This window comes from Streptococcus sp. HSISS2 (assembly GCF_000448665.1).
In the GTDB taxonomy this organism is placed as follows: domain Bacteria; phylum Bacillota; class Bacilli; order Lactobacillales; family Streptococcaceae; genus Streptococcus; species Streptococcus raffinosi.
Window position 1 is genome coordinate 1487676 of sequence record NZ_CM002133.1, and the last position, 8864, is coordinate 1496539.

Consider the following 8864-nt stretch of genomic DNA (forward strand, 5'->3'; position numbering starts at 1 on the left):
AATTGTTGAGTAATTTAAATTTTTTGGAGAACATATGAAAGTCATCAAATTCGGTGGAAGCTCACTCGCTTCAGCCACACAATTAGAAAAAGTCTTAAACATTGTAAAATCTGATCCTGAACGTCGTTTCGTCGTTGTTTCCGCACCTGGTAAACGAAACGATGAAGATACTAAAGTAACAGACGCTTTGATTAAATACTACAAACACTATACAAAAGGAGCTGATGTTAAATCTGATCAGGAATGGATTATTAATCGCTACCAAGCTATGGTGGATGAATTAGGTTTTAAATCAGCAGAAATGGCTAAAATTGCCAAATCGATTACTGATCTCGCTACGCTTCCCATTGATAATAACGATTTTCTCTATGATACTTTTCTAGCAGCCGGAGAAGACAACAATGCTAAACTGGTTGCTGAGTATTTCCGTAATAATGGTATTGAGGCACGTTATGTGCATCCTCGCCAAGCCGGTATCTTTGTCTCAAACGAACCAGGAAATGCCCGTATTCTTCCAGGAGCCTATGATAAACTAGAAGAACTCCGTGAATCAGATGAGGTGCTTGTTATTCCTGGGTTCTTTGGTGTTACCACTGACAATCAAATCTGTACCTTCTCACGTGGAGGTTCTGACATCACTGGTTCTATCGTTGCGGCTGGGGTTAAAGCAGACCTTTATGAAAACTTCACTGATGTAGACGGTATTTTTGCTGCCCATCCTGGTGTGGTTCACGAGCCTCATTCGATTCCAGAATTGACCTACAAGGAAATGCGTGAGTTGGCATATGCTGGTTTCTCAGTCTTGCATGATGAAGCTCTTCTTCCTGCTTACCGTGGTAAAATTCCATTGGTTATCAAAAACACTAACAATCCTGAGCACCCAGGTACACGTATTATTCTAGAACACAAGGGTGCAACTGTACCTGTTGTAGGTATCGCTAGCGATGATAAATTTGTCAGCATTAACATGACTAAATATCTTATGAACCGTGAGGTAGGTTTTGGTCGTAAGGTGCTCCAAATCTTGGAAGATTTAAATATTCGTTGGGAACACATGCCTTCTGGAATTGATGACCTCTCAGTCATTATTCGTGAACGTGAACTCACCCCTATTAAAGAACAAGAAATCTACTCATACTTGACTCGTGAACTAGGTGTTGATGATGTAGAATTTGAACACGGCCTTTCTATTCTTATGATTGTAGGTGAGAATATGCGAGATCATATAGGTGTTACAGCAACAGCTGCCAAGGCACTTTCTGAAAAACACATTAACCTAGAAATGATTTCTCAAGGGTCTAGTGAGGTTTCTGTTATGTTTGTTATTGATACTGTGCAAGAAAAAGAAGCCGTTAGAGCACTTTATGATGCCTTCTTCCGTAATAAAGACTAATTTTCTACCAGTTTAACAAAAAGCTCCAAGGACTGAATAAGTGTAGCAATAACTGTATGATACAGTAGCTAATTGTTCAAGATGAGGTTGAGGTATAAATCTTTCAAAGTAACTTTCCCTTTATCTACAGGTTTAAACAGAACTATGAGCCCCTTTGAAATTTAAAGGAGTGATACAGAATAATCGTACTCAGATTATTCTGTATCACTCCTTTTTCTTATAAGCACGGACATGGTCCCCTTTAGATAAAATAAGATTCACTTAGCGAATTAGTTTATCAACTGTTCCCATATAACAGGAAACGAATAAAAGCAAAACTAAAAGGACTCGGTCCTCTATAATACAGAACCAAATCCTTTGCTTAAATAAATTGTCTAACTTTTTGGGTTAGTACATATTAACTCTTCTTTAGTTACAAGATATTTTCGTAAGTTTCACGAACATCATCTGGCCAAACTGACGTTTGTACCTCACCGATATGTTTTTACGAAGTAAGAACATAGCCATACGTGATTGACCGATACCACCACCAATTGTAAGTGGGAAAAGACCATGTAACAAGGCTTGGTGCCAATCTAATTTCAAACGATCTTGGTCGCCAGTGATTTCAACCTGACGTTTAAGAGCATCCTCATCCACACGAATACCCATAGATGACAACTCAAAAGCGTGACCCAACTGTTCATTCCAAACCAAGATATCTCCATTTAAGCCATGGTAACCCTTTTCTGACTCAGTAGTCCAATCGTCATAGTCAGGTGCACGACCATCATGTGGTTTGCCATCAGGAAGAACACCACCAATACCAATCAAGAATACAGCCCCATATTCCTTAGTAATAGCATCTTCACGCTCTTTCGGTGTCAAATCAGGATACTTCTCAACAAGTTCTTCTGAGTGGATGAAGGTGATTTTCTTAGGCAAAATGGCTTCAATATCGTAACGTGCTTCAACTGCGAGCTCAGTCAAACGGATGACCTTATAAATAGTTTCAACAGTTTCTTTCAAGTAAGCAATATTACGGTGTCCATCGGGAATAACCTTTTCCCAGTCCCATTGGTCAACATAAACAGAGTGCGTTGCATCCAACGAATCTTCATCTGGACGAAGAGCTTTCATATTAACTACAAGCCCCTCACCTTCATTAAAACCAAAACGAGCCAATGTATGGCGTTTCCATTTTGCTAATGAGTGAACAACTTCGTATGTAGCGTCTGGGATTTGAAGCACATTAACAGTTACAGGATTTTCAATACCGTTCAAATTATCCTGCATACCATCCCCGACCTTGCTTAAAATAGGCCCTTGCACTTCGATGACGTCAAGTTTATCAATCAAATACTGTGTAAAAGTATTTTTAACAAAAGAAATTTCCTTTTGTTGATGAATGAAGCTCTTTTTCATACGCTCCTCCTTTAAAAAAATCGATAGTCCTATTATACTCCTATTCATTGGAAAAATAAAGAAATTTTCCAACAATTTGGAAAATTTCTTGTTTTTTATGTTAGGTTTTATTACATTTTCCTTGTCAACTTCACGACGGCCTCTGTTCGAGCAGTATGAGGGAACATGTCTACCGACTGGATGTAATTAACTTCATAAGCCTGAGTTAAAGAAACAAGATCTCTGGCTAACGTAGAGACATTACATGAAACGTATACCATCTTCTCTGGTACATACTCTAAGATAGTCTGAAGTAACTTATCATCAAGACCTGTTCTAGGTGGATCTACAATAAGAGCATCTGCTCGATACCCTTCCTTGTACCATCGTGGAATAATATCCTCAGCTTTACCGACTTCATAGTGATAATTCTCCAACCCAAGTGCTTCAGCATTCTTCCGTGCATCCTCAATAGCTTCTGGAATAATGTCCATACCTCGAATGTCCTTAACTTTATTTGCAAAAGCAAGACCAATAGTACCAACACCGCAATAGGCATCAATAAGATTGTCATTTTTGTCCACATCCAAAGCCTTAACTGCCTGACCATAGAGTACTTCTGTTTGCTGTGGATTTAACTGATAGAAGGCACGGGGAGAGAGTTCAAAACTATAATCAAGTACCTCTTCTCTAATTGTATCCTGTCCCCAAATAATTTCTGTCCCCTGTCCATAAATCTCACTAGATTTCGAATAATTATAATTGATAGCAATGGTTACGATTTCAGGATAGATTGCAGTTAACTCCTTGACCAACTTAGCGAAAGAAACCGATTTAGAGGTGACAAAGATTAACTGTGCCTGATTAGACCCTAAGGCACGTCGAATCATTACCGTCCTAATACCAGAAATTTTACGTTCATCATAAATCGGTAGCTTGTACTTATCCAATAAAACTACCACTTGGTTCACAATAGCCTGTGTTAGCTTATCTTGTACGACGCAATTGTTGATATTAATGAGACGATGGCTTCCCTCAGCAAATAAACCAGCTTTAACTGAGCCACCACCAAATGAACGTGTTTGAAATTGTAATTTGGCACGGTAATGCCGAGGTTCCTTCATTCCTATTGTTGGACGAATATCATAAGACTCAAAATGTTCTGGTTTAAACTTCTTCAAAGCTTGTCCTAACAGGTCTGTTTTAAACTCCAATTGCTTATCATAACGAAGGTGCATTAACTGGCAACCACCACATTCTTTATAGACGCCACATTCTGGCTCTACACGAAACTTAGAAGGTTTATTAATCTTCAATAATTTGGCTTGAACAAAGTTCCTTCTAACAGAAACAACCTGACAGAACACCTCTTCACCCTTCAAAGCCCCAGGGACAAAGACCAGAGTTTTCTTATAAAACCCAATACCTTCACCATTGATTCCCATACGTTTAATCTTAAGCGGGATTCGCTGTTTCACTTGTAAATTCATACTACCATTCTAACATTTTGATATAATAATAACTATGAAAATCACAAAAATCGAGAAGAAAAAAAGACTCTATCTCCTTGAGATAGACCAAAAAGAAAGTCTGTATGTTACTGAAGACACTATCGTCAAATACATGCTAACTAAAGGCATGACTATTGACAAAAAACAACTAGAAGATATTAAGATTTTTGCCCAATTGTCACACGGTAAAAACCTTGCTCTCTATTATATTTCCTTCAAACAACGAACCGAGAAAGAAGTAAAAGATTATCTGTTTAAACATGATATCAATCCACACATAATCCCAAAAATCATTACTAATCTTAAAAAAGACCATTGGATAGATGATTACAAACTACTAGAGAGTCTAGCCCAACAGAATCTTAACTCAGGCGATAAGGGGGCTTATGTCCTTAAACAAAAGTGGCGACAAAAAGGTTGCGACAAACAAGTTATTGACGATATTTTAATCCAATTTGATTTTTCAGAAGTAGCAATGAAAATAGCTGAAAAATTATTACGAAAATATCAAGGAAAATTACCAGCAAAAGCGCTCAAAGATAAATTGACTCAGAGCCTCATCAACAAAGGATTCTCATTTCAAGAAAGTAAGCTTGCTATCAATCAATTAGAATTGGAACCAGATGAAGAAACTGAGCAAGCCTTGCTATATAAAGAAATAGATAAACAATATAACAAATTTAGCAAAAAATATAATGGATATGAACTAAAACAACGTTTGACTCAATCTTTAGCTCGTAAAGGCTATGATTTTGATGCTATAGCATCTGCTCTTAGAGAATATTTATAGGATTTCTCCCTCTTTTTACAAAATTATGATACAATAATGGGGATAACCTTTATTGTAGAAAGAGGACGCCATGAAATTACCAAAGGAAGGCGACTTTATCACAATTCAAAGTTATAAGCATGATGGTAGTTTGCACCGTACTTGGCGCGATACTATGGTACTAAAGACAACTGAGAATGCTGTTATTGGCGTTAACGACCATACCCTCGTTACTGAAGCAGACGGGAGGAGATGGGTTACACGTGAACCTGCTATTGTTTATTTCCACAAAAAATACTGGTTTAATATTATAGCCATGATTAGGGATAACGGCATTTCCTACTACTGCAATTTAGCCAGTCCATATGTTTTGGATCAAGAAGCTCTAAAATATATTGACTATGACCTAGACGTCAAAGTCTTTGCTGATGGTGAAAAAAAATTGCTGGATGTAGATGAGTATGAAACCCATAAAAAAGAAATGCATTACTCTCACGACATTGACTATATCTTAAAGGAACATGTTAAAATCTTGGTAGACTGGATTAACAATGGAAAGGGTCCATTTTCACAATCTTATGTTAACATCTGGTACAAACGTTATCTTGAACTAAGGAATCGTTAAAGTTGTCATAAAAAAGACTAGTAAATTATCACTAGTCTTTTTATTTTAAAAAAACAGTAAAAAAGCGCAAAAAATCACTTCCTGTGCTATACTGTAATTGAAAATTTTTTAGTTTTGGCGTTAGAACTGTTTCCTAAGTCCTAGCGCCTTTTCTTTTTGATAAGTCTGCTTGGTGGAGAGTAGTTTGTAAATGATTCTGAGAATCTTATGAGCACAAGCAATAATCGCCTTCATCTTGCTTCCTCTTTGGGAAATTCGATTATAAAAAGAATAAAAAGCTGGATCCTTAGAATGTGCTGCAATTAATCCCGACATGGTCAAAGCTTGTTTGATATATCGATTTCCTTGCGTGATGTGTGAGGATTTCTTAATGCCAGCACTTTCATAAGACCCTGGGCAGAGTCCAGCCCATGATGCTAAGTGTGCATCGGATAAAAAGGCTGTAACAGTTGGTCCAATCTCAGCTAGAATAGTGGCAGCACAGTTTTCATTCACACCAGGAATGGTTTGAAGTATCCTATTTTCCTCAGGGAAACTCCTTTTCGATGTAGTGTTGAATCTCATCGGTCAATTTTTCAATGAGTTCCTGATACATCTGATATTCCTCTAAGCTCTGATCTAAGAGGAAGCGGTCTTCTAGTGACAACTTTCCTTCCATCGCTTCAACGAGTTCTTCTGGACTTGCTTTCACTCGCTTCTGGATACAAGGGATAACAGATTCTACATTAATTGTTTCTCCGTTAATGAATAATTTTAAAAGTGCTTGCCCCGTCTTAGAAAAATATCAGAAAGATAACTGGTTAGTTTGATATTAGCACGTTGTAGGAGGTTATGAATCTCATTCTTTATTTGGGTTTGACGTTGTTTATAAGAACGTAGCCTACGAGTGAGTAAACGTAACTGCATCACTTCAGAGTTAGGAATATAAGATGGCTCAATAAGTCCACAACGTCCGAGCTGTGCAATCCATTCTGCATCTTTCATGTCTGTTTTTCGACCAGGCACATTCTTGATATGTTGAGGGTTAGCTAATATCAAATTGAGTTCTGAGTCTGAAAATATATTAAAGAGTGGCACCCAATATTGGCCAGTGCTTTCAAAAAAGACATGTGTGACGTGATTTTCCAATAACCAATCTAAGGCATTTTGGAGAGCTATAGTTGTTGTACCAAATTTTTCTGAATTTTCTTTGGCTTATTGGTATCTAGTGGACCATCTAGAATACAACAAACGATAGACTTTTGATGGACATCAATTCCACAACAAGTCTCAATCATGACTTCCATTATAAAAACCTCCTGTTAACTATTTGAACAATAGAACAAGAGGCTACTAGTAATTTTATTTTCATGCTCATGGCATATTCGAGTTATCTCATGACTCTTGTTCATCCAGTTTTTTGTACAGACTAGAAAAGCCCTATTAAAGACCACGGATTTGCATTGTTCAGCTTAATTATAGGTTAAACTTCTTTTTCTGTCACGAGTTAGCAGGCTCTGCCTGCTTAGAGTTTTTTGTACTATAAACTAAACCATCAATATCTAAATACATATTCAAAGTATAATGCCCCTCTTCCACTTGGATAATATATCCCAGTATTTCTAAAGCATCGACAAAGATGTTCCTCCTCTTTTGAAGCAAAACATCTTTCCTAACAAATTTCAGAAGAAAAGTTGTTACGTACTTCAAAAAATACTCCGGATTGACATCTCCTAATAAATTATATAACCTATTCTGTTCTTCCGAAAATGGTAAATTTTCTCTTAACTTATAAAAATAATTAGAAATTGTATTATCATCTCTCGTTATACTGGTGTACTCTTGAATAATAACATCATTAGTAGAATTCAAAACTTTAGTCCTAAAACGACGACCTATTAATTCTTGATAAAGAGAAGTGGCATCATCAATAAATAAATGCTGATCCAAATCAACTGTAGAAACATCAGAAAAAAACTAATTAATAAAGAATATCGTTTATTAGAACGTTCAATATAGTTTGCCTTCACAAATTCTTCTATCAAACGGTCTATATTTTCCTGAGAAGAAAACTCTTTTTTATCTCCCGTAATGTTACAGGCTGATTTAAATATAGAAAATTAATCAAATCAATAAAAAATGGTTGTTTGGATAATTTGTCTGGGTTAAATTGTTTTATCATAGAAAGTATTATACCATTATTCAGATTACAAAAAAAGGCCTAAAGGCCTATTTTTTAAGCATTAAAGCTTTCAGTTAATTGAGGTACTACTTGTTTTTTACGTGAGACAGCTCCCTCAAGGAAAGCATGGTTATTTTCAAGAACAAAATCAAAAGCTTTCTCAACCCTATCAGGATTAGAACCAAGGGCAAGAATCTCTGAATTTGAATTAAGAATATCAGTGATCATCAAAACAAAATCAGAATAACCATTATCCTTGATTGAAGTATTAATAGCTGCTTCAATTTCTTCTTGACGAGAAAGAACATCAGCAATATCAACTGTATTAACTTGAGCTACACGAACTTTATTACCATTCAACTCAAAAGTTTTAGCATCAATATCAATAAGTACTTCAGCAGACTTGGAAGAAAGATTAGTACCAGCTTTTAACATTGCAAGACCATATTCTTCCAAATTAACACCAGCAATTTCAGCAAGATCAGCTGCAACTGCAGGATCTGTAGCGTGAGTAGTTGGAGATTTGAGAAGAAGAGTGTCAGAAATTAAACCAGACAAGAGCAAACCGGCAACTTCTTTAGGAACTTCAACATTATTTTCTTTAAACATACGATAAACAATTGAAGAAGCAGAACCAACAGGTTCAAGGCGCATCATTAAAGGATTAGCCGTTTCAAAATTAGCTACACGATGGTGATCGACTACTTCAATAATTTGAACATCCTTAATATCAGAAATTGATTGTTGAAACTCATTGTGGTCAGTAAGAATAACTTGATTAACACCCTCTTCTTGTGCTGAGTTAACAACACGAGGAGCCTTAACTCCGAAATAGTCAAGAACAAAAGCAGTTTCCTCATTTGGAGCACCCAAAGCAACTGCCTCAGCGTCAACACCAAGCTGACGTTTCAAATAAGCATAACCATACGAAGAACCAATAGCATCAGAATCAGGATTTTGATGACCAAAAACAAATACTTTAGACATAAATTCACCTCAAAAATAATATTATAAATCATTAA

Annotated in this window: 7 protein-coding genes and 2 pseudogenes; 3 read left to right on the top strand and 6 right to left on the bottom strand. The window is 36.4% G+C overall.

Annotated elements, in window-relative coordinates:
• Positions 1 to 34 precede the first annotated feature (34 nt).
• Positions 35 to 1393 (top strand): aspartate kinase, encoded by a 1359-nt coding sequence (locus HSISS2_RS06610; protein WP_021146000.1) that lies wholly within the window; start codon positions 35 to 37, stop codon positions 1391 to 1393.
• Between the two features lie 412 nt (positions 1394 to 1805).
• Here the strand turns inward: HSISS2_RS06610 and asnA are convergent.
• Together asnA and rlmD are read right to left on the bottom strand one after the other, a co-directional pair.
• Positions 1806 to 2797, bottom strand: a pseudogene (asnA, locus tag HSISS2_RS06615) (aspartate--ammonia ligase).
• A gap of 110 nt (positions 2798 to 2907) precedes the next feature.
• On the bottom strand, positions 2908 to 4266 hold the full coding sequence (rlmD, locus tag HSISS2_RS06620) for a 23S rRNA (uracil(1939)-C(5))-methyltransferase RlmD (protein WP_021146002.1): 1359 nt from the start codon (positions 4264 to 4266) through the stop codon (positions 2908 to 2910).
• A 34-nt stretch (positions 4267 to 4300) separates the two neighbouring features.
• Between rlmD and recX the strand changes: the two genes are divergently transcribed.
• Entirely contained in the window at positions 4301 to 5077 is a 777-nt protein-coding gene (recX, locus tag HSISS2_RS06625) for a recombination regulator RecX (protein ID WP_021146003.1), read from the top strand.
• A 70-nt stretch (positions 5078 to 5147) separates the two neighbouring features.
• Complete coding sequence (locus HSISS2_RS06630; protein ID WP_004184049.1) at positions 5148 to 5681, top strand: DUF402 domain-containing protein; 534 nt, start codon at positions 5148 to 5150, stop codon at positions 5679 to 5681.
• Between the two features lie 120 nt (positions 5682 to 5801).
• Here the strand turns inward: HSISS2_RS06630 and HSISS2_RS06635 are convergent, their stop codons facing one another.
• The 4 genes and pseudogenes from HSISS2_RS06635 to HSISS2_RS06655 form a co-directional block, all read right to left on the bottom strand.
• Positions 5802 to 6245: a transposase gene (locus tag HSISS2_RS06635; protein ID WP_134981424.1), complete on the bottom strand. Its 444-nt coding sequence runs from the start codon at positions 6243 to 6245 to the stop codon at positions 5802 to 5804.
• Positions 6246 to 6434: 189 nt separating this feature from the next.
• On the bottom strand, positions 6435 to 6809 hold the full coding sequence (locus tag HSISS2_RS10970) for a transposase (protein WP_134981426.1): 375 nt from the start codon (positions 6807 to 6809) through the stop codon (positions 6435 to 6437).
• Positions 6810 to 7160: 351 nt separating this feature from the next.
• Positions 7161 to 7842: pseudogene (locus tag HSISS2_RS06650) on the bottom strand (DUF1803 domain-containing protein).
• Between the two features lie 54 nt (positions 7843 to 7896).
• Complete coding sequence (locus HSISS2_RS06655) at positions 7897 to 8829, bottom strand: manganese-dependent inorganic pyrophosphatase (RefSeq protein ID WP_021146008.1); 933 nt, start codon at positions 8827 to 8829, stop codon at positions 7897 to 7899.
• Positions 8830 to 8864: the final 35 nt, after the last annotated feature.

Excerpts from the sequence above, each read along its gene's own strand:
- HSISS2_RS06610 (WP_021146000.1), top strand. The coding sequence starts at position 35 with ATGAAAGTCATCAAATTCGGTGGAAGCTCACTCGCTTCAGCCACACAA.
- HSISS2_RS06635 (WP_134981424.1), bottom strand. The coding sequence starts at position 6,245 with ATGAGATTCAACACTACATCGAAAAGGAGTTTCCCTGAGGAAAATAGG.
- rlmD (WP_021146002.1), bottom strand. The coding sequence starts at position 4,266 with ATGAATTTACAAGTGAAACAGCGAATCCCGCTTAAGATTAAACGTATG.
- HSISS2_RS06630 (WP_004184049.1), top strand. The coding sequence starts at position 5,148 with ATGAAATTACCAAAGGAAGGCGACTTTATCACAATTCAAAGTTATAAG.
- HSISS2_RS06655 (WP_021146008.1), bottom strand. The coding sequence starts at position 8,829 with ATGTCTAAAGTATTTGTTTTTGGTCATCAAAATCCTGATTCTGATGCT.
- recX (WP_021146003.1), top strand. The coding sequence starts at position 4,301 with ATGAAAATCACAAAAATCGAGAAGAAAAAAAGACTCTATCTCCTTGAG.